This window comes from Solitalea lacus, assembly GCF_022014595.1.
GTDB classification, from domain to species: domain Bacteria; phylum Bacteroidota; class Bacteroidia; order Sphingobacteriales; family Sphingobacteriaceae; genus Solitalea; species Solitalea lacus.
The window spans coordinates 3,494,758-3,519,646 of sequence record NZ_CP091740.1; the positions used below are offsets into that span (position 1 = coordinate 3,494,758).

At 37.1% G+C, this 24,889-nt stretch carries 21 protein-coding genes and 1 pseudogene; 7 read left to right on the forward strand and 15 right to left on the reverse strand.

Annotated elements, in window-relative coordinates:
- The first annotated feature begins 182 nt into the window (after nt 1-182).
- Nucleotides 183-1,319, forward strand: a complete 1,137-nt coding sequence (locus tag L2B55_RS14990) for a phosphotransferase enzyme family protein (RefSeq protein WP_237846976.1) — start codon at nt 183-185, stop codon at nt 1,317-1,319.
- Between the two features lie 116 nt (nt 1,320-1,435).
- Here the strand turns inward: L2B55_RS14990 and L2B55_RS14995 are convergent, their stop codons facing one another.
- The 4 genes from L2B55_RS14995 to tyrS all read right to left on the reverse strand — a co-directional run bounded on the left by L2B55_RS14995 (nt 1,436) and on the right by tyrS (nt 5,562).
- Nucleotides 1,436-2,581, reverse strand: coding sequence for a lactonase family protein (locus L2B55_RS14995; protein WP_237846977.1), 1,146 nt, complete (start codon nt 2,579-2,581; stop codon nt 1,436-1,438).
- A 155-nt stretch (nt 2,582-2,736) separates the two neighbouring features.
- Nucleotides 2,737-3,333 carry a hypothetical protein gene (locus L2B55_RS15000; RefSeq protein WP_237846978.1) on the reverse strand — a complete coding sequence of 199 codons (597 nt, stop codon included), beginning with the start codon at nt 3,331-3,333 and terminating at the stop codon, nt 2,737-2,739.
- A 279-nt stretch (nt 3,334-3,612) separates the two neighbouring features.
- Complete coding sequence (locus tag L2B55_RS15005) at nt 3,613-4,191, reverse strand: DJ-1/PfpI family protein (RefSeq protein WP_237846979.1); 579 nt, start codon at nt 4,189-4,191, stop codon at nt 3,613-3,615.
- Between the two features lie 87 nt (nt 4,192-4,278).
- Nucleotides 4,279-5,562: a tyrosine--tRNA ligase gene (tyrS, locus tag L2B55_RS15010; RefSeq protein ID WP_237846980.1), complete on the reverse strand. Its 1,284-nt coding sequence runs from the start codon at nt 5,560-5,562 to the stop codon at nt 4,279-4,281.
- A 158-nt stretch (nt 5,563-5,720) separates the two neighbouring features.
- Between tyrS and L2B55_RS15015 the strand changes: the two genes are divergently transcribed.
- Genes L2B55_RS15015 through dapA form a run of 4 tightly spaced genes read left to right on the forward strand, consistent with a single transcriptional unit; the run spans nt 5,721 to nt 9,837 of the window.
- Nucleotides 5,721-6,392, forward strand: coding sequence for a hypothetical protein (locus tag L2B55_RS15015; RefSeq protein WP_237846981.1), 672 nt, complete (start codon nt 5,721-5,723; stop codon nt 6,390-6,392).
- 26 nt (nt 6,393-6,418) lie between these two features.
- The gene (ligA, locus tag L2B55_RS15020; RefSeq protein ID WP_237846983.1) at nt 6,419-8,431 is read left to right on the forward strand and encodes an NAD-dependent DNA ligase LigA; all 2,013 of its coding nucleotides are present in this window, start codon (nt 6,419-6,421) and stop codon (nt 8,429-8,431) included.
- A 9-nt stretch (nt 8,432-8,440) separates the two neighbouring features.
- A complete protein-coding gene (locus L2B55_RS15025; RefSeq protein ID WP_237846985.1) occupies nt 8,441-8,965 on the forward strand; it encodes a DUF6913 domain-containing protein in 525 nt (174 codons plus the stop codon).
- Complete coding sequence (dapA, locus tag L2B55_RS15030) at nt 8,962-9,837, forward strand: 4-hydroxy-tetrahydrodipicolinate synthase (RefSeq protein WP_237846987.1); 876 nt, start codon at nt 8,962-8,964, stop codon at nt 9,835-9,837. Before L2B55_RS15025 ends, dapA begins: the two co-directional genes overlap by 4 nt.
- Before the next feature lie 79 nt (nt 9,838-9,916).
- On the opposite strand, the gene L2B55_RS15035 is transcribed toward dapA, so the two are convergent.
- Entirely contained in the window at nt 9,917-10,099 is a 183-nt protein-coding gene (locus L2B55_RS15035; RefSeq protein ID WP_237846988.1) for a histone H1, read from the reverse strand.
- Nucleotides 10,100-10,498: 399 nt separating this feature from the next.
- Here L2B55_RS15035 and L2B55_RS15040 point away from each other — a divergent pair, with 399 nt between their 5' ends.
- Nucleotides 10,499-10,906, forward strand: coding sequence for a group III truncated hemoglobin (locus tag L2B55_RS15040; protein ID WP_237846989.1), 408 nt, complete (start codon nt 10,499-10,501; stop codon nt 10,904-10,906).
- Nucleotides 10,906-11,373: a DUF4149 domain-containing protein gene (locus L2B55_RS15045; protein WP_237846990.1), complete on the forward strand. Its 468-nt coding sequence runs from the start codon at nt 10,906-10,908 to the stop codon at nt 11,371-11,373. The genes L2B55_RS15040 and L2B55_RS15045 overlap by 1 nt, the downstream gene beginning before the upstream one ends.
- A 151-nt stretch (nt 11,374-11,524) precedes the next feature.
- On the opposite strand, the pseudogene L2B55_RS15050 reads toward L2B55_RS15045, so the two are convergent.
- The 10 genes and pseudogenes from L2B55_RS15050 to mraY all read right to left on the reverse strand — a co-directional run bounded on the left by L2B55_RS15050 (nt 11,525) and on the right by mraY (nt 24,889).
- Nucleotides 11,525-11,788, reverse strand: a pseudogene (locus tag L2B55_RS15050) (ORF6N domain-containing protein).
- 1,215 nt (nt 11,789-13,003) lie between these two features.
- Nucleotides 13,004-14,251, reverse strand: coding sequence for an aminotransferase class I/II-fold pyridoxal phosphate-dependent enzyme (locus L2B55_RS15055; protein ID WP_237846991.1), 1,248 nt, complete (start codon nt 14,249-14,251; stop codon nt 13,004-13,006).
- A gap of 180 nt (nt 14,252-14,431) precedes the next feature.
- Nucleotides 14,432-16,051, reverse strand: a complete 1,620-nt coding sequence (gene ftsZ, locus L2B55_RS15060; RefSeq protein WP_237846992.1) for a cell division protein FtsZ — start codon at nt 16,049-16,051, stop codon at nt 14,432-14,434.
- Between the two features lie 193 nt (nt 16,052-16,244).
- Nucleotides 16,245-17,552: a cell division protein FtsA gene (ftsA, locus tag L2B55_RS15065; RefSeq protein WP_237846993.1), complete on the reverse strand. Its 1,308-nt coding sequence runs from the start codon at nt 17,550-17,552 to the stop codon at nt 16,245-16,247.
- A 2-nt stretch (nt 17,553-17,554) separates the two neighbouring features.
- The gene (locus L2B55_RS15070; protein ID WP_237846994.1) at nt 17,555-18,391 is read right to left on the reverse strand and encodes a cell division protein FtsQ/DivIB; all 837 of its coding nucleotides are present in this window, start codon (nt 18,389-18,391) and stop codon (nt 17,555-17,557) included.
- A 45-nt stretch (nt 18,392-18,436) separates the two neighbouring features.
- Complete coding sequence (gene murC / locus L2B55_RS15075; protein WP_237846996.1) at nt 18,437-19,798, reverse strand: UDP-N-acetylmuramate--L-alanine ligase; 1,362 nt, start codon at nt 19,796-19,798, stop codon at nt 18,437-18,439.
- 32 nt (nt 19,799-19,830) lie between these two features.
- Entirely contained in the window at nt 19,831-20,940 is a 1,110-nt protein-coding gene (gene murG, locus L2B55_RS15080) for an undecaprenyldiphospho-muramoylpentapeptide beta-N-acetylglucosaminyltransferase (protein WP_237846997.1), read from the reverse strand.
- Between the two features lie 39 nt (nt 20,941-20,979).
- Nucleotides 20,980-22,125 carry an FtsW/RodA/SpoVE family cell cycle protein gene (locus L2B55_RS15085; RefSeq protein ID WP_237846999.1) on the reverse strand — a complete coding sequence of 382 codons (1,146 nt, stop codon included), beginning with the start codon at nt 22,123-22,125 and terminating at the stop codon, nt 20,980-20,982.
- A 179-nt stretch (nt 22,126-22,304) separates the two neighbouring features.
- Nucleotides 22,305-23,648, reverse strand: a complete 1,344-nt coding sequence (gene murD, locus L2B55_RS15090; protein ID WP_237847000.1) for a UDP-N-acetylmuramoyl-L-alanine--D-glutamate ligase — start codon at nt 23,646-23,648, stop codon at nt 22,305-22,307.
- A 2-nt stretch (nt 23,649-23,650) separates the two neighbouring features.
- Complete coding sequence (gene mraY, locus L2B55_RS15095; protein ID WP_237847001.1) at nt 23,651-24,889, reverse strand: phospho-N-acetylmuramoyl-pentapeptide-transferase; 1,239 nt, start codon at nt 24,887-24,889, stop codon at nt 23,651-23,653.

The following is a 24,889-nucleotide window of genomic DNA, read 5'->3' on the forward strand; positions in this document are numbered from 1 at the left end:
AATTAAGAAATTTATAATCTTTACATCTCTTTTTTATTAATGATAAGATTAAACACTAATTAGGAATAAAAAAGTTGTATCTAAGTTTCTTGCTTTAAACGGTAAATAAGGTTAAATTATGTAATATAATAGATGTGTGCTGTATCATTAAAGCACCTCTTTTAAATAATTCAAAAAACTAAATGAATCGCAACACCCCTAAACCTGAACACATTAAGGAAATATTAAGTCAGTTTAATATTGAAGGAACAATTGTAGAGGTAACCCCATTTGGTTCGGGTCATATAAACGATACTTATCTTTTACGTAATGAGAGTGAGAATCTGCCTGACTATTTATTGCAACGGATAAACCATGCAATTTTCACAGATGTTCCGGGGTTAATGAACAATGTGCTTTTGGTAACGAATCATTTAAAAACAAAGTTATCTGAAAAAATTGATAGTAACCCGGAGAAAGAAGTCTTGACAATTGTTAAGCTTAAAAACGGCTCTTTATATTACAATGACAGCAATGGTGACTATTGGCGCATTTACCATTATATCCCTAACACCAAAAGTTACGATATTCTGGAAAATGAAGAGCAGGCTTATGAGGGTGGAAAGGCATTTGGTCGATTCCAACTGCTCCTTGCGGATCTTAATGCCAGTTTACTAATTGAAACTATTCCCAACTTCCATAATATAGAAATGCGTCTTAACCGATTTAATGATGCAGTTAAAGCCGATGTTGTTGGACGTAAAGAAGAAGTTTTACAAGAGATTAAGTTTATTAATGAGAGGGTTGATCAAATGAAATCAATCTTAAACTTAGGTAAAGCTGGTAAATTGCCTTTACGCATAACTCATAACGATACCAAATTCAACAATGTTCTATTGGACAAAAACGATAAGGTTCAGTGCGTTATTGACCTTGACACGGTAATGCCGGGTTATGTGGCTTATGATTTTGGAGATGCTATAAGAACAATTATAAACTCGGCTTCCGAAGATGAGAAAGACCTTGATAAGATCAAACTTAACATTCCACTTTTCGAGTCCTATACTAAAGGTTATTTTACTGAGGCTGAACAATTTTTAACGCCTCTTGAAGTTGAATCACTCATGATGGGAGTTCTATTATTCCCATATATGCAGGCGGTGCGTTTCTTAACAGATTACCTTGAGGGTGATACTTATTATAAAACCCACTTTGAAGGACATAACCTTCAACGTACTAAAGCACAATTGCAACTATTGAAAGAAATAGAAGCAAATAAAAGTCAACTACAAAACATTATTGAACAAGTGAGTAAACTCTCGCAACACTTCGTTTCATAGCAACCTAATCCCTATATCATAATGTGAGAAAGGCAGCCGTAAAAAGCTGCCTTTTCTCTTTAAAAACCTTTCAAAAGAAGGGAATAGTAATTTTTTCTTACCCTCCTGAATCAATATTACTTTGCAATGCGAATCATTTTTAAACAAACCGGTTTATCCACACTTAATCTCGACTTTGTTTCTTCCAGCTTGCCAGTCTTTTGATTGATTTTAAAAACAGTAATGTTATTATTATCACGGGTAGCCACCAATACAAATTTACCAGAAGGATCGATCGTGAAATTACGAGGGTGTACTCCTGTAGCATTACGACCAATCTCAGTCAATTTGCCACTTACATCAACTTTATAACTTACAATTTCGTTACTAGTTATTCTATTGGTAGCATATAAAAACTTGCCGTTAGGGGTTATATGAATATCTGCACTCCCTTTATTATTTATACCTGCTGTTTTATCTGCAGCAATTGTTTGTAACTCATTCAAGTTACCCTCTGAATAAGAGAAAACATTAATTTTTCCACTTAACTCATCCAAAAGGTAGCAATAACGGCGATTTGGATGAAAAGTAAAATGACGAGGACCAGAGCCGGCTGGCAATGTATAAAACGCAGGATTTCCCGCCACAAGCACATCGGTAGTACTTGCCGGATAAAATGCATACTTATACAATCGATCGTTTCCTAAATCTGCGGCAAAAACATAATTACCATCAGGAGAAAATTGGGCACTATGTACGTGAGAGCCTTCCTGACGACCTTCAACTGCGCCTTTGCCCTCATGTTTAATTGTTTGCAAAGCCGGATTAAGCGAACCATCTCCATTAGTTTTAAACAAAGCTAAGTTACCGCCGGTATAATTTGTTGCAATTACGTTTTTCCCAGAGGCATCTACATCAATATAGCACGGATGATCGCCGTTTGAAGGTTGCTTGTTTACAAATTTTAATATTCCTGTTTGGTTATTAAAGGTAAATGCACTTACAGACCCATTGTTGTTTCCGTTTTCATTTACAGCATAGACAACTTTTTTATTAGGAGAAATAGCCAGATAAGAAGGGTTTTCACTTTTCATCGTACTTACCGGGGTAAACTTCAACGTTACCGGGTTAAAACGATAGACGTAAATACCTTCACTTTTGCTGTTATCGGTGTAGGTTCCAACCAATAAAAAATATTCGGTTGTTGATGCAGCCGGAGCCTGAGCTTTTGCTTGCATACCGGCATAAAGAAAGGTTAGGATTAGGAAAATTAGCTTTTTCATCAAAATATATTTTCAACTCAAAAAATTGGATTGATAAATATATAAACTCTGCTTATTAATAAAACAGTTATACTTGCTTTTAAACTATTTAACTAACAAAAAAGCAGCAATAAAAAGTTTACTGCTGCCTGGTTAATTTAATTGAGTGTATTTTATTAATTCGCGGCTAAAATCTCCTCCATTCTGTTTCTTTCAGTCTGAAGTTCACGCGCCAATCGCTTTTCCTTTTCGTTTGCTTTTGTTTTATGAGTCTTAAACTCTTCCGTTAGTTCTTCAAATAGCTTAATTCTATAATTGGCTTCATTTCTAAAATCTTTGTTTCTGTAAATGAAGAATCCCAATGCTGAAATTAAGATTAAAACCAAACTCCACATAAGCTTATTATAGCTGCCCTTTGAAATACTAATACCTAGCAGTTGAATTGAATCAATTTGGTTTTTCGACTCTTGCAGACTAATTCCTTGTTTGTTCAAATTACCTTTCAGTTGCTCAATTTCTTGTTGTTGTGAAGAGATTGTTGTTCTTGCGTGAAGCAAATGTTTACGTTCATTTGCCAACGAATCATTAGCATTTTTCCATAATGATCTCAAAAGGCCTGCTTTAATCACCTTGTAATCCTGATAGTTATTAGCATTTTCTACAATTGCATTAAACTGTTGTTGCAAACCAAAGCTACTTTGTGCATTAGCTGTGTGCAAGCTTAAAGCGGTGCACAATCCTACAATAGCAATTCGAGTTATTACTTTATTCATATTAATATTTTGGATGGTTTAATTTGCCCGTTGGGACGAGCATTTCCCATAAGCTATAACAACTTAACTGCCAATAATTAGCGAGCATTAATAAAAGAGGAGTACCTGCTTCATAAGAAGCAATAACATAAGTTTCAATTAAATTTTATTCCATTAAGATATATTTTATTCACAGGACATAAATCATTACTGCGGCAGATTATACACAGTCAATGAAAAGATTTCCCAATTGTGATGCGTACATCAGCTACCTACCGATTGTGAACTTCTTCCAAACTTTTATAATTCAATTTTAGTCCCTAATACTTTCAAAAACTCGGCAATCCATCTTGGATGCCCCGGCCAGGCAGGGGAAGTAACCAATGTTCCATCCACAACAACTTCTGTTGCAGGCACATCAACATAGGTTCCTCCTGCTAAGGTTACCTCAGGTCCAACAGCAGGGTAAGCAGTTAGTTTTTTACCCTTCACTACATTTGCAGCTGTTAAAATTTGAATTCCATGACAAATTGCAGCAATGGGTTTGTTGTTATCAGCAAAGTGTTTTACTAATTCAATCACTTTAGAATTTAGGCGAAGGTATTCAGGTGCCCTTCCTCCGGCAATAACAATAGCGTCGTATTTTGATGCCTGAACATCAGCAAAGGAATAGTTCAAAACAAATCGATGACCAGGTTTTTCACTATAGGTTTGAAACCCATCAAAATCATGAATTGCAGTTGTAATATAATCTCCCTTTTTCTTGTCAGGACAAACAGCATGAACTTCATGTCCTATCATTAATAGCATTTGAAACGGAACCATCGTTTCATAGTCCTCAGCAAAATCGCCAGTGAGGAAGAGAATGTTCTTTTTCATATAAATGTAAATTAGGTAACTAAATATAACAACAATGCCCGAAGAAATACTTCGGGCACAGTCATAAACAGATATTTTATATTGATTTTACTCAGCGATCAGCAAATAATAGTTCTTTTTGCCTTTTTGAGCTACAATAAATTTATCATTAATTAGGCTTGATTGGTTAATGATGTCTTCAATCCCCCCCACTTTAGCTTTATTAATACTAACACCGCCTCCCTGGATCATCTTTTTAGCCTCACTTTTTGAAGGAAACACCTTTGCTTTTTCTCCTAAAAGATCAACCACATTAACACCGCCAGATAATTCTTCTTTAGAAACAGAGAATTGCTCTATACCATCAAAAATGCCTAACAGGTTAGACTCACTCATGCCTGTTAAGAAGTCTATTGAACCATTTCCAAACAAAAACTCCGATGATTTTACTGCCGTTTCGTAGTCTGCTTCTGAGTGAACACGAATGGTAATATCCTTTGCCAATGCCTTCTGCAAAATACGCAAATGAGGAGCTGCATCGTGTTCTGCATCCAAGGCATCTAATTCTTCTTTAGATTTAAGAGTAAAAATGCGGATCCAGGATTTAGCATCTTCATCACTTGCATTTAACCAAAACTGGTAGAATTTATACGGTGATGTTTTGGCTGGATCTAACCAAACTGCACCACTTTCAGTCTTACCAAATTTGGTTCCATCTGATTTTTTGATCAACTGAGTAGTTAAAGCAAATGCTTCACCATGATCTTTCCTACGGATAAACTCAGTTCCTGTAACAATGTTACCCCACTGATCAGAGCCTCCCATTTGCAGTAAACATCCTTTATTTTTCCACAAATAGTAAAAATCGTACCCTTGCACCAACTGGTAGCTAAATTCAGTAAATGACATACCGGTTTCGCCTTCTAAGCGACGACGAACAGAATCTTTAGCCATCATGTAATTAACCGTAATGTGTTTACCAACATCGCGGATAAAATCAAGGAAACTAAAGTCCCTAAACCAGTCATAGTTATTCACCATTTCAGCACTATTAGCACCACTGTCAAAGTCAAGGAATTTTTCAAGTTGGGCTTTAATACACGCTTGATTATGATTAAGAATATCCGCAGAAAGTAAATTACGCTCTTCCGATTTGCCTGATGGATCACCCACCATGCCGGTAGCACCGCCAACCAAAGCATAGGGTTTATGTCCGGCTTTCTGAAAGTGAATAAGTGTCATTATTTGGGTTAAATGACCAACATGCAATGAGTCTGCTGTCGGATCAAAGCCAATATAACCGGCAATAACACCTTCATTCAGTTTTTCTTCTGTACCGGGCATAATATCATGCAACATGCCGCGCCAACGCAATTCTTCTACGAAATTCATCTTATTAGTATATGATTACACAGATTATTTTGATGTCACCGATTAGTTGAGATTACATTAAAATTAACGGTGAAAGTGCCAAAGATAATTATTTATGCTTAATTTGATTTAGTATACTCGGGCTAACAATTGACAAAAATTAGGGTAATTGCGTTTAAATGAATTTTCTTTCTCATTTCTATTTTGATAAGCATGCAACAGATTCAAACTTTGTTGTTGGCTTGGTACTGCCTGACTTAACCAAAAACTTCAACAAAACCTGGAATATTCATCCACACAAATTCGAACAAGAACTTTCATCCGATTGTCAACTAAACGCCATAAAAATGGGTTGGCAAAAACACTTGTTAGTTGACAAGCACTTTCATTCATCTCTTTTTTTTAATGAAGAAACCACAACTATTAAAAGTAACATTTCTTCGTTGTTGAATGGAACCCCGGTAAGACCTTATATTTTAGCTCATATAGCGCTTGAATTAATGTTAGATAGTTTATTGATCGAAAATCAAAAGATAGATGTAGCAATATTTTATTCGCATTTAAGAAAAGTCAACCAAAGTGTCATTGTTCGCTTTTTAAAAATAAATGGAATTCAACAGGCGGATGCTTTTATAAATTTTTATATCAAATTCATTGAAAACGAATACTTATTTACATATACCAATTATGAAATGCTGGTTTATGCACTTAATCGCATTTGTAATAGAATTTGGGGATCAAACTTTACCGACCAAACCAAGGCTCATCTTCAGCAATTTTTACTTCGGTACAGAACAGATTTGAACAAAAAATTCATGAATATTTTTAGTGAGGTAAAGGCCAATCTTTGACCATCATTCTCTATTTTCGCTTACTTATGCAACATCAAGAAGCTCAAAAATTAATTGCTGAACTGACAGCCGAACTCAATCAACATAACTACAACTACTATGTCTTGGCAATGCCTACTATTTCAGACTATGATTTTGATCAGAAACTGAAACAATTAGATGCATTGGAAAAACAGTTCCCTGATCTTCAAGATCCAGACTCTCCTACTCTTAAAGTGGGAGGAGAAATTACCAAATCCTTTAAAACTGTAAAACATAAATACCCAATGCTATCGTTGGGTAATACCTATTCAGAGCAAGAGTTACTTGATTTTGATGCAAGGGTTAGAAAAGCTATTGGAGACAACTTTGAATATGTGTGTGAGCTAAAATTTGACGGTTTGTCAATGAGCTTTACTTATCGCAACGGTAAGCTAATACAAGCAGTTACACGTGGCGATGGGACCAAAGGCGATGATGTAACCACCAACGTAAAAACCATCAAAACCATTCCACACCAGCTTAAAGGAGATAACATTCCGGAAGAGTTTGAAATACGGGGTGAAGTGTTTATACATATTGCTGCTTTTGAAAAGCTTAATGCTGAGCGCGAAGAAAATGGAGAACAACCGTTTGCCAATCCACGTAATTTTGCTTCAGGAACAATTAAGATGCAAGACTCTGCCGAAGTGGCACGTCGCCCTCTTGATTGTTTTTTATATTTCCTTTATTTAGAAAACGCTCCATTCAAAACACATTGGGAAAGCTTGCATGCTATAAAAAGTTGGGGCTTTAAAGCTTCTGAACATGCTAAGCTTTGTAAAAGCATGGATGAAGTCTTAGACTTCATCCATAAGTACGAGTCTGAACGTCACAAGCTTTCTTATGATATTGATGGCATAGTGATTAAGGTAAACAGTTACGCTCAACAACAAGAGTTGGGCTTTACAGCCAAATCTCCCCGTTGGGCCATTTCCTATAAATACAAAGCCGAAGAAGTTGAGACCCAACTATTATCTATCACCTATCAAGTTGGCCGGACTGGTGCTGTTACTCCGGTTGCTAACTTAAAGCCAGTTCAATTGGCTGGAACAACTGTAAAACGAGCCACATTACATAACGCTAACGAAATAGAACGTTTAGATGTACGGGCTGGAGATACTGTTTTGGTTGAAAAAGGAGGAGAAATAATTCCTAAGATTATAAAAGTGAACCTGGATAAGCGTCCGGCAAACTCTCAGCCTACCATTTTCACCCAAACCTGTCCTGAGTGTGAAACACAACTAATCAGAAATGAAGGTGAGGCGGCTTGGTATTGCCCAAATGACACTGGTTGCCCGCCTCAGATTATTGGCAAAATGCAACACTTTACCGGGCGCAAGGCCATGAATATTGATAGTCTTGGAGATGAAACTATCGTTCAATTATATAATGCAGAATTATTGCATAACATTTCCGATATCTACGCATTAAAAGACAAAAAAGTCCAGTTACTACAATTGGACCGTATGGGTGAAAAATCGGCAAATAATATAATTGAAGGTATTGAGCTTTCAAAGCAAATGCCTTTTGAGAAGGTATTATTTGGTTTAGGAATCAGGTATGTGGGTGAAACTGTTGCAAAAAAACTGGCTCAGCATTTTAAAGACATAGACAAGCTGATGCAAGCCAATTTTGACGAGTTAGTTGCGGTTAATGAAATTGGTACCCGCATTGCAGAAAGCGTCATCGACTATTTTAAAATTCAGGAGCATCGTTTAGTTATTGAACAACTAAAAGCCGACGGACTCCAATTCACTATAGAAGAAAAAGAAGTTTTACTGGAAAGCAATAAATTAGATGGAAAAACATTCTTAATATCAGGAGTATTCGAAAATTTTAGCCGAGATGCTTTGAAAGACCTTATTGAAACAAATGGAGGAAAAATGCTTAGTAGTATTTCATCTAAACTAAACTTCCTTGTCGCTGGTGACAATATGGGACCTTCAAAACTTCAAAAGGCAACCGATCTGAATATTCCTATTATTTCTGAACAAGAATTATTGAATATGCTGAATTAATCCAACCCAATGAAACAACAATTAACCAACTATTTTTTAAAAAAAGCCGCCAACCAAACACCAAAGCAGGGAAAATCAATTAACCTGGAGGAGGCGGGCAGTTTTTTATTTTTGTTTAGTGCTACAAGTATTAACGAAATTAAAGCTATCAAATCAATTGTAGCACAGGATGAATTTAAGCAAAAGAAAATTACAACTTTGGGAGTAATTGATGCCAAAGATCTGCCTGAATTTAGAACGGAGGCTCATAATTTTAGCTTTATTACTAATAAAGATTTAAATTTGCTCAACTTACCCAAAGAAGAAAAACTTGATGAAATTCAATCGGCACAGTTCGATGTATTGATTAATCTGGCTGCTGAACCTAATAAGAGCATTTCTTACCTGGCACTAAAAGCCAATGCCGGTTTTAAAATATCAAAATATCAAGAGGAAGAAAGTTTTGTTTATGATTTCATGATAAATTGTAAAAAAGACACAAGTATTGTTAATTTTACAGCCCAAGTATTACATTATCTTTCTTTAATAAAATGAGTACACAATTGAAAGGAACGGGAGTTGCGTTGGTTACTCCATTTAATCCGGATGGCAGTGTTGATTATTCGGGTTTAAAAAATTTGATAGAGCATTTAATTGCCGGTGGAGTTGAATACCTGGTTCCAATGGGAACTACTGGTGAAACAGCAACCCTTTCCAAAGAAGAAAAACAAAAGATTTTCGATTTTGTACTCGAAACCAATAACAAACGAGTTCCTTTGGTTGCCGGAATTGGAGGCAATAACACTGTAGCTATTGCTGAACAGGTTAAAAATTTCAATTCAGAAGGTTTCTCTGCTATCCTCTCAGTTAGCCCATACTATAATAAACCTATACAAGAAGGGATTTATCAACATTATAAAATAGTGGCTGAAAATGCTCCACTTCCGATAATTTTATACAATGTACCCGGACGTACAGGATCAAACATGACTGCTGAAACGACTTTACGATTAGCTGAATTACCAAATATTATCGGAATAAAAGAAGCGTCAGGAAATTTTGAGCAGTTTATGGAAATCATCAAGTATAAACCCAAAGATTTCCTGTTTATTTCTGGTGATGATGGACTTGCTTTACCAATGATTTCGTTGGGTGCCGATGGAGTTATTTCTGTAGTAGGAAATGCATTTCCTAAAGATTTCTCTGCAATGATTAGAAAATGTCTTGAAGGCAAATTTGATGAAGCTCGTTTATTGCATTACAAATTAACGGATATTATCAACATGCTTTTTGCTGAAGGAAGTCCTGCTGGAGTAAAAACTTTCTTAAAAGAGCTAGGTATTTGTGGTCAAACAGTACGTTTACCTCTGGTAAATGTCAGCAGTACACTCGAAACAAAAATTGTTAACGCAGTGAAAAACTACTAAAATGCATAAACAAAAAAATGTCCTGTTCAGCAAATGAGCAGGACATTTTTTTAGGTTCTCGTTTTGGAAAAAATTACTACTAAGCTTCTGCTTTGGTTTTTTCATCTTGGATTTCCTTACGAATTTCCTGCGCAAGGTTTTTTAAGTCTTGCATACCCTTGCGAACACGGGTACCCGCAGCATTGTTACCTTTGTTGTAAAACTTGTCTGCATCAGCTTCTAGTGAGTCCAACAAAGATTTAAAGTCATTAAATTTTTTCATTTTAGATACTCCTTTTAATGTTTGGTAAATACTGATTAGGATTATTCTTTAGCTAATGTAATAGCTTTTGTTTCAGAAAGCAAAATTTTTAAATACAAAAAAGCGCCTTTGTTTGCGTTTTTTTCAACATTTCAACCTTTTATTAACGCTCACTTAACCTTTAAGTAATAGTCTTACTTTCTCTTTAAGATCAAATGTATACAACAAATAACAAGCACAACACGCTGTAATACATATACTTAAAAATCAAAAAACACCATTAATTAATTATTAAATAAATCAATCTTTAATTAAGGTAAACACCCTTTCATCTCTTCACTAAAATGACTTAAATATGATTTAAATCACTTCTTGAGAAGAATGTTCTTACTAATTTTACATCCACACAACTCACTCAAAATGACACAAGTAACGACACATAAGACTGATATTCAAAACTTTTCAGATATTCAACTGCTAGTAAACAATTTTTACGGCCGAATACAAGCAGACGAATTATTAGGTCCAATATTTAACGCCGTAATACAAAATAACTGGCCCCAACATCTTGAAAAAATGTACACGTTTTGGAATACTGTACTTTTTTCCGAACCAGGATACACAGGCAGTCCATTTCCTCCACATGCAAAGCTGCCAATTGACAAACTTCATTTTGATCACTGGCTTTCCATCTTCAAAGAAACTGTAAATGAAAACTTTGCAGGAGTAAAAGCTGACGAAGCCATTTGGAGAGGCGAACGGATGGCCGAAATGTTTAATTTTAAATTGGAACACTTTAAACAAAGTGGTAACAAGTTCATTCAATAATGAAAAACCGTAACCTCTCGTTACCCATTGCTATTACCTTTATGTGGCTTGGATGTGTATGCGCCATAAGTTTTCTGGAAGCCCCTGTAAAGTTTACCGCACCGCATTTAACACTGCAAGTAGGCGTAGAGGTAGGTCGACAAGTATTTAAAGCCCTGAATAAAGCAGAAATTGTTTTTTGCGCTATTATACTATGTTTTACATTTATAAACCAATGGAGTAGGTCTATTCGAATTATTTCCTCAACCATTGCTCTTATAGTACTATTGCAATCAGTTTGGTTATTACCCGCCTTACATTTGAGAGTAGATCAGATTATCAATGGAGCAACTCCACCCCCATCCAACCTGCATTATCTTTATATATTATTGGATGTTTTGAAAGTTGTAGGATTAGTATTACTTGGGATAAATCAGTTCAATTACTATAAAGAAAAGTGCCTTCAAGATTATTTTATCAGTAAGTAGCGTAAATGATGCTGGCTTACCGGGGTACTTTGATCCTAATACTAATCCCCATAAATTGATCATTATTAGTTACAAGTAAATCCTGGCTAAAAAGTGATTTTCCAATAAAACAGATGGGATCACACTCAAAACCTGTGGAGTGACCCTTCCTTTAGTGGTACTCTTTGGAGGTCACAAATTGTGATCTCCAATTTTCAAGCTCCTCTTCAGTCATTTCAAACATAAAATCTTCAGGAAAGCGGGTTATATTGCGTCATACAGCTTGCTTTAACACTCTGGTGTCTACTCCGTAAAGTTCGGCCAAATTCCTATCCAACATCACCTTTTGACCGCGTATCTCGTAGATTTTATTGATTACTATTTCATCGGGTATAGCGACGATCTGATTGAGTTCCTTGTTCTTAGTTCTGCCGATATTTTTTTATTCCTCTTTCTTTAAGGAAGATGCTTATTTAACGTTCTTTCAAATCTTCTAGGTTATTCGTCTGGTAACATTTCGTGAGCTGCTCTGTATTAAACTGTTCTTAAGTTTTGAAGAATTAAGCTAAGTAGGATGTGAAATGCATGAAAGTTTTTGGATCCCCAAAAATCAACTCTTATGTAACTTCAAGCTATTTAATAAAAAATGAAAGTCGAAATATTTATTTGTCTTATGACAAGTATAAACATTCCGACTTTCTTTTCAGAGGTAGAGTGTATTGCTTTTGCTTTCCAATGTCAAAAATAAAAAGCCTTTTCCAATTTCAATTACGTATAAATACGCATATTGAAAAAACTGACAAATTTGTCAGCAAAAGAGCCTCCTTTTAGTAAAAGAGGCTCCAATGATGAAAAAGTGATTAAAGCAATAAAAAGAAAAATGATAAATTCTAAAGTACTACACCTAAAATCAGAACCCCTCCTATCAACTACTGAGATCGCGAGTAGATTCGAACTACTGTTTAGTATCTTGCAGACACTAGCCTAACCGCTCGGCCACACGATCTGCTTTTAATCAGTAAACTGAGATCGCAAGTAGAATCGAACTACTGTTGAGCATCTTGCAGACACTTGCCTAACCACTCGGCCACACGATCTGTTTTTTAATCCATAAATTGAGATCGCAAGTAGATTCGAACTACTGTAGAGCATCTTGCAGACACTTGCCTAACCGCTCGGCCACACGATCTGTTTTTTTAATCCGTAAATTGAGATCGCAAGTAGATTCGAACTACTGTTGAGCATCTTGCAGACACTTGCCTAACCACTCGGCCACACGATCTGTTTTTATTTATAATAGAGATCGCAAGTAGATTCGAACTACTGTTGAGCATCTTGCAGACACTTGCCTAACCACTCGGCCACGCGATCTTGATCAGAACACATCAAATTACACACCAAAAATGTAGCAAAAAATGATTCCAACCATCTTATTTCCAACAACTTTACTACTTATCTTAATGCGACATTACTTTAACCATCACTTTTCTTATATGAAATAAAGTTTATGTCGAAACAACTAATTTGACTATACGTTAAGTAACATGTAAACTTTTTAATACATTTTATTTACTAATTGTATACACAAAAAAAAGTCTCATTGGGAAACCCAATGAGACTTTTTTTTAAATATTAAATATAAACTTTAAGATTAACGCGGAGCAGCAAATTCTACTGTTTCCTTGTATTGTCCTTCGCTTAATTTCACTTTCACCTCGCTGAATGCACTTAATGTACGTTTTACGTCTTCAAGGCTATGCGCCGCTGTAGGAATTAGGCGTAACATCAATAATCCCTTAGGAATTACAGGATAAGTTACAATAGAGCAGAAGATACCATAATTCTCACGCAAGTCAACAATAAGGTTGGTAGCTTCAGTCAATGAACCATGCATAAACACTGGAGTTACAGGAGAATTGGTTTTACCGATATCGAAACCAAGCTCCTTTAAACCACCCTGTAAGGCATTAACAATTTTCCAAAGATTTTCCTTTAATTGAGGATTCGATTTCAGCAACTCTAAACGTTTACGTAAACCCACCACCATAGGCATAGGGATAGATTTGGCAAAAGTCTGAGAACGCATATTATAGCGTAAAAATTCAACAACCTGCTCTGAACTGGCAACAAAGCCGCCAATTCCCGCCATTGATTTTGCGAAAGTACCGAAATAAATATCTATACCTTCAATACATCCCTGCTCCTCATGTGTACCGGCACCTGTTTTACCCATTGTTCCGAAACCATGAGCATCATCAACCAATAATCTGAAGTTGTATTTTTCTTTAAGTGCAACAATATCTTTAAGGTTTCCTTGTACACCTGACATACCAAATACACCTTCGGTAATAACCAGAATAGCACCAGAAGTACCTTCAATTAATTTTTCTGCACGTTGCAATTGTTTTTCAAGGCTTTCCATATCGTTATGAGTGTACACATAGCGTTTGCCTTGGTGTAAACGAACACCGTCAATAATACATGCGTGTGATTCAGCATCATAAACGATAACATCATGACGATCAACCAATGTATCAATGATTGATAACATGCCCTGATATCCGTAATTTAATAGGAATGCATCTTCAAAACCTACAAATTCTGCAAGTTCTTTTTCTAAAGCTTCGTGATTGTTGGAGTTACCCGACATCATACGGGCACCCATTGGCAATGCCAACCCATATTGAGCTGCACCTTCAGCATCCGCTTTACGCACTTCGGGATGATTGGCCAAACCCAGATAGTTATTCAAACTCCAAACGAGGTGTTCTTTACCGCGAAACATCATATGAGGGCCAATTTCGCCTTCCAATTTAGGAAATGCGAAATAACCATGAGCCCATTTTGAATGCTGCCCGATTGGTCCTCTTTTCTCCTTGATCTTCTCAAAAATATCCAATGCTTTAAAATTTAATGTTAAATCCTAGTAAACTTGCAAAAATAAAGGTTAACTGCAGGATTGTCAACTAGGTTACTAATTAATGGTTTGATTACAATTTATTTACTAGTAGTAAATTTGAGCGCGAAATTTATAAAAAATCCCGGTAAAACCGGGATTCTTATTTTCATTAAATGTTAATTAATCAACATTATCGTGTAAAAACGAGTTATTTGGGCGAATTTCTGTACCGTCATTATCGGACGATAGTGTAAATCGAGAGATATGTTGTTCTGACGAATGTGGCGTTTCTTTCAATTTCATATTTTTACGCACATAGGCCGGTACGTTTTCAAGCTCATTTAACCCACTATTGCTATTTAAACGAATACTTAAATTCTTCAACTTCATGATGCGCTCACGCGACAATTGAAGATTACGGCGCATGATCTCTTCTTCTGACAGATCCTCATCAGCATAACTAGTTGGCTGAATTGACTGTTCAGGTTCTGGCTCAGGGCTTACCTCTACTTTAACACTTTCTTTAATCTTATTACTTACGGTGAATTCAAATGTATTCGAAGGCGCGTTTGATTCATTGGATTCAACACCAAATAAATCAAACATTGACACTTGTCTTAATGGCCCTGATACAGGCTGTACCGTAGGATTAGCTTGTACCTGTGGCTGCTCAACTACTTTAATTGAAGGCTCTAATGACTTATTCTTTAAAGTATTTACAGCAGTCTCATTGGCAGGCTGTTGATGATCGTCATGCAAGCTAATTACTATGCGTTCCGGTTCCTGATTTACAGGTTGTTCCACAACAACTGTATTATTTATCTGAGACGATTCACGCTCAGAACGAGTAGTGAAACCTGTAGCAATTAAAGTTACCGAAATTGCTTCTCCTAAAGATTCATCATTACAGTTACCCCAAATAATGTCAGCCGTCGATCCTGCTTTAGATTGAATGTAATCGGTAATCTCTGTTACCTCATCCATTAATACTTCTTTAAGTCCAGAAGTAATATTTAGCAGAATATAACGAGCACCTTCAATCTCATTATCGTTCAATAATGGAGATGCCATTGCGCCTTCAACCGCTTTACGTGCTCTGTTCTCACCTTCGGCTGCATAAGAACCCATAATGGCCACTCCGCTATCCTTCATTACAGTTTTAACATCTTCAAAATCAACGTTAATGTAACCAGGAACTGTTATAATTTCAGCAATACCTTTTGATGCTGTGGTTAATACATTATCTGCCTGGGCAAATGCTTTAGCAAGCTCTAAGTTTCCACACATTTGGCGCACCTTTTCATTGGAAATCACCAGTAAGGTATCTACATTTTTCTTTAACTCTTCCAATCCGAGTTCGGCCTGAACTTTTCGTCGTGGCCCCTCAAATTTAAATGGCGTTGTGACAATACCAACGGTAAGAATGCCCATCTCTTTTGCCGCTTTAGCAATAATAGGGCTCGCTCCTGTACCTGTACCTCCACCCATTCCTGCAGTGATAAACACCATTTTTGTATTACTGCCCAGCATGTCACGTATTTGATCTACGTTTTCAATAGCTGAGTTTTTACCAACTTCGGGAATAGAACCTGCCCCACGCCCTTCCGTTAAACTAGCCCCCAATTGCACTTTGTTAGGAATTGGACTTAGCTCTAATGCTTGGGCGTCGGTATTACAGATAATGAAGTCAACCCCTTTAATACCCTGACGGTACATGTGATTAACTGCATTTCCACCTCCACCTCCAACACCAATTACCTTAATAATTGATGATTTTTCTTTATACATTTCGAATTCCATTATCCAGATGTTTAAGCTACGTAAACCAGTGATTTCATTTTACAATGTAATTATAGCGATTTAAATGCCCTTTTTTAAGCCTAGGACCCCCCATTGTGGAAAACCCGGCACATTGTTGATAATTATTGACATTTTATCCACGCTTCCCATCGTATAAGTATGCTCTACTTTGGATTTTCCTATTTCCAGACTCCTATTTCAAGTAATCTTTATCGTCAATGTCCTCTCTAATAAAGTCCTTAATCGGGTCAATAAACTTCTTCAACCATTGCTTGCGATCAGCCTGTGGTTGATGCGATTGATTATCCACAGTGTAAGTATTTTCATTCTTAACACGATCCTCCTCTAGCGTTTGCAACCCCTTAATTACCAATCCTATACCTGTTGCATACATTGGACTTGCAATTTCAGCATGATTAGATTTGGCAATGTGTTCATTCGGATATCCAATGCGAGCATCCAATCCGGTAATGTATTCAACCAATTGAGGCAAATGCTTCAACTGAGCACCACCACCGGTCAATACGATTCCGGCAATCAATTTCTTCTCATATCCTGAACACTGTATTTCATAATATACATGTTCAATTATTTCCTCCATTCGAGCCTGAATAATATAGGCCAGATTTTTTACAGACACTTCTTTAGGCTGACGACCTTTTACCGGACTAGGAATTGAAATAATTTCATTCTCAGCGTTTTCATCAGCCAGAGCTGATCCAAAACGAGTTTTCAACACCTCTGCTTGTGCCTTTAATATTGACAATCCCTCAACAACATCCTCAGTAACGATATTTCCTCCCAAAGGAATAACCGCTGTATGACGAATTATGCCTCTATAGAAAATTGCCACATCTGTTGTACCCCCACCAATATCCACCAGCACCACTCCGGCTTCTTTTTCCTCAGGACTCAAAACAGCTTCTGCAGATGCCAGCGGCTCCAGAATAATATCATCATATTCCAAGCTGGCCTTACCTGCACATTTGATTATATTTTGAACCGATGTAACCTGACCGGTGATGATGTGAAAGTTTGCTTCCATTCTAACCCCCGACATCCCAACAGGATCTATAATACCTGGCTCGTTGTCAATCACATATTCTTGAGGCAATACATGAATAATTTTCTCACCCGGATTCATTGCCAATTTGTGCATGTCAGAAATCAGTTTATCAACATCAGAATGACTGATTTCATCAGCGGTATTACTACGGGTTAACATCCCCCTGTGCTGATGGCTTTTTATATGCTGACCAGCGATACCTATATTCACCACACGAATTTCTACATTCGATTTCAACTCGGCCATTTCTACTGCCTCCCGAATTCCGCGTACGGTTTTCTCGATATTGGTAACCGTACCCCGGCTAACGCCAGGAGAATCGGCTTTACCCATGCCCAACACCTCAATCTTTCCATGCTCGGTTCTGCGTCCAACAATTGCGCAGATCTTTGTAGTACCAATGTCTAATCCAACAACTATGTCTGAGTTCTCCATAACTAATTAATTCTTGTGCTGTCTGTTTTTAATGTATCGGTTGATGTAATGTATTGCTTCGCCAACGTATCTCTTACTCCTATTACCTGATTCTGATATTTTATATTAATGACTTTGTAACGCTCCCATCCAACACGGGGAAGAGCTTTCTTATAAAATACAATCAGGTTATTCATTCGTTCAGATAAATTTTCAGTATCTCCAAGTAAAATCCGATGATTCCCTACTCTTGGAATCAGTTCTAGCTCAGCATTGCTATTTGCAAAAACCTGCACAATCTGTGCTTTCCAAAATTCGTTTTCATCAGCTCCAATGAATTGAGCTAAAGCAAAAATATCCTTAGCCAATTTTGTTTTTAATGTATCATTCATTGCCGGTTGCTCATCAATGTTCCCATTGGCAACCACAACCCTAGGCGAAAAATTGAGCGACAATGGCATTTTCCTCCCGTTTTTATCCACATAAAAGCTTTGAAAACTTTTATTGATGATACGAACTACCGGTTCGCGCTGTTTAACATTTACTCTTACTATCCCGTCTAAATCAATAAAAATATCAGCCCGTTCAACATAAGGATTCAACTTTACCGCCCGTTCAATTTGCTCTACAGGAATTTCATCTAAGGGATGAGAAACAAATTGAGGCAGCACCCTATTCATCAGTGCAAGTATATCTCCCTTTTCAACAAGAAAGTTTTTCCCTTCAATAACAATTTTCACTCCCTTGCACACTATCTTATCCTGCTTATTGGAAACGAAACTTAACAGCACGCTTACCCCTACCAGGGATACAGCCCAGCAGGTTAAAATCAATACTCGTTTCCAGTTTATTCTTTTCATATTTATTTTAAGCCATGATCATCGCTCATAGACAAGCATTAAAATTTAGCTCAACTTCACTCTCAAAGGTTCAACCAATGTATCAATATCACCGGCACCAACGGTTACCAGTACTTCTGTCTCTCTTTTATTTATAAGGTTGACTAAATCAGATTTTGAGCTTAGCTTTTTATTGCTGATTGTAACCATATCCAATATCATTTGGGAGTTAACTCCTTCAATTGGCAACTCACGAGCTGGATATATATCGAGCATAATAAGTTCATCAGCCTTACTTAAGCTTTCTGCAAAACCAGTAGCAAAATCACGCGTACGGGTATACAAATGCGGCTGAAACACAACCGTAATCTTTTTGTCCGGATATAGTTGTCTTACTGAATTCAAGCAGGCATTCAGCTCTTCAGGATGATGAGCATAATCATCAATATAGATCAAACTGTCTGACTTAATAATGTATTCAAAACGGCGTTTCACACCTCTGAATGAAGCCAATGCTTTACGAATCTTTTCCTCATCAATCTTTAATTCAAGCGCTACTCGAACGGCCGCAACAGAGTTCTCAACATTATGCAAACCAGGCAAACCCAAACACAAATCTTTGATAATCAAGTCAGAGGAAACATAATCATAATAATAATTTCCGTCTTCTATTCTTATGTTTTCGGCACAAATATCAGCAGAAGTATTATTAACAGCGTACGAAACTCCTTTACGGGTTAATGGCAAATCTTTCTTATGAATCAATAAGCCATCTGAACTTAACTGAGCAGCAAAGAAGTTAAACGACTCATGCAAATGCGAAGCATCACCATAAATATCCAAATGGTCTGCATCCATAGAAGTAACAACAGCTATATCAGGGTGAAGAGTTAAAAATGAACGATCAAACTCGTCTGCTTCAACTACCATTACATTATTTTCACCCAACAACAAATTGGTATTATAGTTCGAACTGATTCCTCCTAAAAAGGCAGAACAATCATAGCCTGAATCTTTCAGAACATGGGCAATAATCGTTGAAGTTGTTGTTTTCCCATGGGTACCGGCAACGGCAATACAGAAACTCCCCTCACTGATTATTCCCAAAACCTGTGAACGCTTCTGCAAATCATAACCTACATTTTTAAAGAAGTTAAAGATCTGACTATCCTTAGGAATAGCAGGGGTGAAAATTATCAAGGTATCTGAATAAACATCAGAACCATTAAAAGGAGAAATAATAGCAGATACCTCGTCGACATATGTCACATCAATTCCTTCACTGACTAACTCAGTTGTCAACGGTGTTTCAGTACGATCATAGCCGGCAACCACACACCCACGATGCTTAAACCATCTGGCCAGACCACTCATACCAATTCCGCCAATTCCGATTAAATAAACCTTATTAATAGTTGCCAGTTTCATACCTTATAATCTTCCGTATAAGATTTACTTATTTAATTCTTTACTAATTTTAAAATCTCTTTTGCAATTACCTGCGCTGAATTTTGGAGCCCAAGGTCTGCTATATTTTTGCTCAGTTTTCCCTTCTTTGCATCATCATTGAGCAACCCAAGCGCAATGGCGACCAAACTGCTTTTAGCTTCAGCATCTTTTACTAAAACTGCAGCATCTCTGTTAACCAAAGCCATTGCATTTTTGGTTTGATGATCTTCGGCCACATTTGGCGAAGGCACCAAAACTGAAGGTTTTTTAACCAGACACAATTCTGAAATAGTGCTAGCTCCAGCTCGTGCGATTATCACATCAGCTAAAGCATAAGCTAAATCAACCCGTGATACAAATTCAAGCAGCTTTACATTAGGATATTCCTGTTCATTAAACTGCTGTTTGATAGAATTATAATAGAACTTACCACATTGCCAAATCAACTGAACATCCTGATTCTTAAACTCTTGCAAATGCGTAAGAATACTTTCATTAAGTGTACGCGCCCCTAGACTGCCGCCGGTAAGAAAAATTGTTTTCTTTTGACGACTTAAACCGAAAAAGTTAGCTGCTTCGTCTTTTTTGCCAGATATATCCAAAATATCCTGACGCACAGGATTCCCTGTTAGCATAATTTTGTCCGAAGGGAAAAATTGCTCCATTCCTTCATAGGCAACACAAATTTTTTCCGCTCGTTTAGCCAGTAATTTATTGGTGATACCCGGATAAGAGTTCTGCTCCTGAATTACCGTAGGCACACCTTTTACACTTGCCGCATATAGTAACGGGCCCGAGGCATAACCACCAACCCCAACAGCAACATCCGGCTTAAATTCATTTATAATATTGAATGATTTGAAAAGAGATTTTGCTAAACGAATCGGAAACATCAGATTATCAACCGTAAACTTGCGCTGCAACCCTCTAATATCCAACCCAATAATTTTATATCCGGCAGCAGGAACACGTTCCATTTCAATTTTCCCTAAAGCTCCAACAAACAATAACTCAACAGATGGCTCTAATTGTTTCAATGCTTCAGCAATAGCCATTGCAGGAAACAAATGACCTCCTGTTCCTCCTCCACTTATTACTATTTTATATTGTTTGTTACTCATTTCGTGTTAACGATATTGTAAATCTGTTATTAAAATAATTTACGCTGATTTAGCTTCTTCAAGAGGAGCCTTTTCACTCTCTTCCAAATCTCTACTTATACTTAAGATAATCCCAAACGCAGCACTGGTAAACAGGATCGATGTCCCCCCCATACTCACAAGCGGAAGAGCCACTCCTGTTACCGGAAATAAATTAGTTGCAACAGCCATGTTGGCAAATGCCTGAATAACCAAACTAAAGCTTAAAGCTGCTGCTAACAAGGCCCCAAACGCCTTAGGACTTCGTGTTACAATCTTGACACAACGGTATAAAAAAACGAGGTACAAAGCTAAAATAACCAGTCCGCCTATCAAGCCATATTCTTCAATAATTATTGCATAAACAAAATCTGCATAGGGTGACGGCAAAAAGTTTCGTTGCGTACTGTTTCCAGGACCTTTACCTGTCACTCCTCCGGTTGCTATAGCAATTTTAGCCTGGTCGCTCTGATAGTTTTTATCAGAATGTACCATCTCCGGATTTAAGAAAGCTTCAACACGAGCTTTATAAACTCCTTTACGAGGACCAAAGAAGACAACAAAGGCCACTAAAACAGCACCCGCAATCCCTACTATGGCCATTTGTGTAAAACTCACCCTACCAATAAGTAGTAAGAGCATACTGGTGCCAAAAATCATTAAGGCGGTTGAGAGATTTGCCGGAGCTATTAACCCACAAATGCCTATTACCGCTATAAAAATTGGAAGAAACCCCTCCTTAAAATTCTTAATCTTCTCTTGTCTTTTAGTTAGCGCACGAGCTAAATACATAAACAAAGCTAACTTAGCTAAGTCTGATGACTGGAACGTTTGATTGATTATAGGAAGTGTCACCCAACGACTAGCATTATTGATACTGCTACCGAAAAGCAACGTGTACATTAAAAGTGGAATGGAAACCCATAATAGCAACTGCGCAATGCGTGAATAGTACCGGTGATCAAGCAAGTGGGCAAAATACATGATGGCCAGTCCGGCAACAATCATGGTTCCATGTTTAATTAGGAAGTGAAAAGGATTTACATCATTCTTATAGGCCAATGTACCAGTAGAGCTGTAAACAGCCAATACCGATATCATTGATAATGCAAACACCACCAACCATATCCATCTATCACCTTTAGTTTGTTGTAAAATCCAATTCATTTATACCTGTTTCGTTAAGGATTACTTTAAAACAGGCTCGGTTTTATTGTTGAGCCTTAAAATGTTAAATAATCTTCTTTTTTATGAATAAAATCTATCAACATTTCCACATTCTCTCTATGCAAACAGAATGTATTTTTAATTGATTAATACCTTTTATCTAAAAACCTATAAGAAGCCTACAATTCTTTTACGGCAGCTTTAAACTGATCACCACGATCTTCATAACTTTTAAACAAGTCAAAACTTGCACATGCCGGAGAAAGTAATACGGTATCACCTTTTGCAGCCAGGTGGTAAGCAACGTTAACTGCTTCTTGCGCAGACCCTGTATTGACAATAATTTCTACCCTGTCTTCAAAGACATCATGAATCTTCTTGTTGTCTTTACCAAGACAAACAATGGCTTTTACTTTGTCTTTCACCAAATCAAAAAGCATTGAATAATCATTTCCTTTATCAACACCACCAGCAATCCAAACAACTTTCGTATGCATACTTTCAAGAGCAAACCATACGGAGTTTACATTGGTTGCCTTTGAGTCATTAATAAACTCAATACCTTGTATTTTAGCAACGTGTTCTAAACGATGAGGCACATTCTGAAAGTCACCTAAGCTTTCGCGTAAGCTGTCACTGCGAACTTCAAGTAGTCTACTTGCTATTCCTGCTGCCATTGAGTTACTTACGTTGTGCCTTCCCTGCAATGCTAATTCTGAGATGTTCATGCTAAATGTAGTTTTATCGGTTTGAATGTTAACTGTTTCATTGGTTAGGTAAGCCCCTTGTTCTACCTTGTTTTCTAGAGAGAACGGATACAAACGGGCCTTAAATTGGCGTCTTGCCATTTCCTTCATCGTTTCTTCGTCATCTAAACAATAAATGAAAGCATCAGCCTCTGTCTGGTTTTGTGTAATGCGGAATTTTGAATCAACGTAATTCTGCATTTTATAATCATATCGATCAAGATGGTCGGGAGTGATATTTAACAAAATGGCAATATCAGCCCTAAACTCATACATATTATCTAGCTGAAAGCTACTCAGCTCAAGTACATAGTAATCATAATTTTCTTCAGCAACCTGCTTAGCAAAACTTTGTCCCACATTACCTGCCAACCCTACTTTAAGTCCTGCTTTTTTCAGGATATGATAGGTAAGCATTGTGGTGGTGGTTTTACCATTACTGCCTGTTATGCAAATCGTTTTTGCCTTAGAATAACGAGCTGCAAACTCTATTTCAGAAATGATATTGATGCCCTTTTCGCCGATCTTCTTAATAATCGGAGCTTTATCTGGTATGCCCGGGCTTTTGACAACTTCTTTAGCTGATAGAATTTCTTCTTCTGTGTGCTGTTGTTCTTCGAAGCGGATTCCTCTAGCAGCTAGTTCATTTTTATACTTTTCTGCAATGGCTCCGAAATCGGAAACAAAAACATCAAACCCTTGCTTTTGAGCCAGTATCGCACTTCCAACTCCACTTTCTCCCGCGCCAAGAATGACTATTTTATCTTTTGCGGCCATTATTAACGCAGTTTTAAGGTTACAATAGAAACAATGGCTAGAATAATTCCGATAATCCAAAAACGGGTTACGATTTTAGATTCATGATAGCCTTTCTTTTGAAAATGATGATGCAGCGGTGACATAAGGAAAATCCTTCTGCCTTCTCCGTACTTTTTCTTAGTGAATTTAAAGTATGAAACCTGCATAATCACCGAAAGATTTTCAACTAAGAAGATCCCGCATAATACAGGAATCAGCAATTCCTTACGAATGATGATTGCGAAAGTGGCAATGATACCTCCTAAAGCCAAACTACCGGTATCTCCCATAAACACTTGGGCCGGAAATGCATTGTACCACAAGAAACCAATACAAGAACCAATAAAGGCTCCTGCAAATACCATTAATTCACCTGAATCAGGGATATACATGATATTCAGATAATCAGCAAAAATTAAGTTACCTGAAAGATAAGCCAGAATACCTAAGGCAACCCCAATAATGGCAGAGGTTCCTGTAGCCAGCCCATCAATTCCGTCAGTAATATTGGCTCCATTGGAAACAGCAGTAATAATTATAATTACCGCCAAAATGAATATAAACGGAGTGTACTTTTCATAATCCGGTAAAAACTTCAACACCTTACCATAGTCAAATTCATTGTTTTTATAAAATGGAACATTGGTTTTGGTTGATTTCATATCAGGACCAAAGTGACTTGAACTAATCACTTTTGCATCAACGCTTTGCACTTGTTGAGTTTGATTTTGAGGAAGTTTTTCGCGAATCACCACGTCTTTATGGTAATACATGGTAATCCCAACTATCAACCCAATTATTACCTGACCCAAAATTTTAAAACGGCCGGCCAAGCCTTCCTTGTCCTTTTTGAATACCTTAATATAGTCATCCAAAAACCCGATTCCTCCCATCCATACCGTGGTAATAATCATCAAGATCACGTAGATATTATTTAATTTGGCGAACAACAAGGTTGGAATCAGAATCCCGCTAAGGATGATCAATCCACCCATAGTTGGGGTCCCTTGTTTTTCTTTCTGACCAGCCAACCCTAAATCGCGTACTGTTTCGCCAACCTGCAACTTAAGCAACAAGTTAATTAAACGACGGCCATAAACTGTGGTAACAATCAAGGATACAATTACCGACATAGCCGTACGGAATGAAATATATTGAAACACTCCCGCTCCGGGGAAGTCGTATTCTTTATCAAGCCAGGTGAATAAGTAATATAACAT

What these genes read in the sequence shown, in the direction of transcription:
- L2B55_RS14995 (WP_237846977.1), bottom strand. Translation starts at nt 2,581, where the DNA reads ATGAAAAAGCTAATTTTCCTAATCCTAACCTTTCTTTATGCCGGTATG.
- L2B55_RS15085 (WP_237846999.1), bottom strand. Translation starts at nt 22,125, where the DNA reads ATGAATTGGATTTTACAACAAACTAAAGGTGATAGATGGATATGGTTG.
- L2B55_RS15000 (WP_237846978.1), bottom strand. Translation starts at nt 3,333, where the DNA reads ATGAATAAAGTAATAACTCGAATTGCTATTGTAGGATTGTGCACCGCT.
- L2B55_RS15025 (WP_237846985.1), top strand. Translation starts at nt 8,441, where the DNA reads ATGAAACAACAATTAACCAACTATTTTTTAAAAAAAGCCGCCAACCAA.
- L2B55_RS15040 (WP_237846989.1), top strand. Translation starts at nt 10,499, where the DNA reads ATGACACAAGTAACGACACATAAGACTGATATTCAAAACTTTTCAGAT.
- L2B55_RS15005 (WP_237846979.1), bottom strand. Translation starts at nt 4,191, where the DNA reads ATGAAAAAGAACATTCTCTTCCTCACTGGCGATTTTGCTGAGGACTAT.
- ligA (WP_237846983.1), top strand. Translation starts at nt 6,419, where the DNA reads ATGCAACATCAAGAAGCTCAAAAATTAATTGCTGAACTGACAGCCGAA.
- L2B55_RS15070 (WP_237846994.1), bottom strand. Translation starts at nt 18,391, where the DNA reads ATGAAAAGAATAAACTGGAAACGAGTATTGATTTTAACCTGCTGGGCT.
- L2B55_RS15035 (WP_237846988.1), bottom strand. Translation starts at nt 10,099, where the DNA reads ATGAAAAAATTTAATGACTTTAAATCTTTGTTGGACTCACTAGAAGCT.
- L2B55_RS15015 (WP_237846981.1), top strand. Translation starts at nt 5,721, where the DNA reads ATGAATTTTCTTTCTCATTTCTATTTTGATAAGCATGCAACAGATTCA.
- mraY (WP_237847001.1), bottom strand. Translation starts at nt 24,889, where the DNA reads ATGTTATATTACTTATTCACCTGGCTTGATAAAGAATACGACTTCCCC.
- murC (WP_237846996.1), bottom strand. Translation starts at nt 19,798, where the DNA reads ATGAAACTGGCAACTATTAATAAGGTTTATTTAATCGGAATTGGCGGA.
- L2B55_RS15045 (WP_237846990.1), top strand. Translation starts at nt 10,906, where the DNA reads ATGAAAAACCGTAACCTCTCGTTACCCATTGCTATTACCTTTATGTGG.
- tyrS (WP_237846980.1), bottom strand. Translation starts at nt 5,562, where the DNA reads ATGAATTTCGTAGAAGAATTGCGTTGGCGCGGCATGTTGCATGATATT.
- murG (WP_237846997.1), bottom strand. Translation starts at nt 20,940, where the DNA reads ATGAGTAACAAACAATATAAAATAGTAATAAGTGGAGGAGGAACAGGA.
- dapA (WP_237846987.1), top strand. Translation starts at nt 8,962, where the DNA reads ATGAGTACACAATTGAAAGGAACGGGAGTTGCGTTGGTTACTCCATTT.
- ftsZ (WP_237846992.1), bottom strand. Translation starts at nt 16,051, where the DNA reads ATGGAATTCGAAATGTATAAAGAAAAATCATCAATTATTAAGGTAATT.
- ftsA (WP_237846993.1), bottom strand. Translation starts at nt 17,552, where the DNA reads ATGGAGAACTCAGACATAGTTGTTGGATTAGACATTGGTACTACAAAG.
- murD (WP_237847000.1), bottom strand. Translation starts at nt 23,648, where the DNA reads ATGGCCGCAAAAGATAAAATAGTCATTCTTGGCGCGGGAGAAAGTGGA.
- L2B55_RS14990 (WP_237846976.1), top strand. Translation starts at nt 183, where the DNA reads ATGAATCGCAACACCCCTAAACCTGAACACATTAAGGAAATATTAAGT.